This is a genomic window from Myxococcus sp. AB025B (assembly GCF_006518215.1).
Classification (GTDB): domain Bacteria; phylum Myxococcota; class Myxococcia; order Myxococcales; family Myxococcaceae; genus Myxococcus; species Myxococcus fulvus.
On record NZ_SRLW01000733.1, the window covers coordinates 1 to 424 of the forward strand.

General features: G+C 68.4%; 1 protein-coding gene. It reads left to right on the plus strand.

Going from position 1 to position 424, the window contains the following annotated elements; genetic code table 11:
• Positions 1-10: 10 nt before the first annotated feature.
• A partial coding sequence (locus FL311_RS43725) for a translocation/assembly module TamB domain-containing protein (RefSeq protein ID WP_255510420.1) occupies positions 11-424 on the plus strand: 414 nt, incomplete at its 3' end.

Consider the following 424-nt stretch of genomic DNA (forward strand, 5'->3'; position numbering starts at 1 on the left):
GCGTGGCACCGTGCACGTGCCCGAGGCCGACATCGACCTGGAGCGCCTGGACCGTGGCACCTCGGTGTCCGAAGACGTGGTGGTGCTGGACCCGGCCGATCCGGAAGAGTCGCGCACCTCGCCGCTGGACATGGACCTGACGGTCAGCCTCGGCGACAAGGTGAAGATGACCGGGTTCGGCCTGAAGGGCGCGCTGACCGGCAAGATGCAGGTCTGGGCCAAGCCCGGCCGTGAAATGACCGCCAATGGCGGCCTGGAAGTGAGCGGCCGCTACAAGGCGTATGGGCAGGACCTGACCATCACCCGCGGCAACCTCACCTGGAACTACAACGCGGTGTCCGACCCGCGCATCAACATCCGCGCCGAGCGCCGGATCGGTGATGTCACCGCCGGCATCGACGTGACCGGGCGTGCGCAGCAGCCG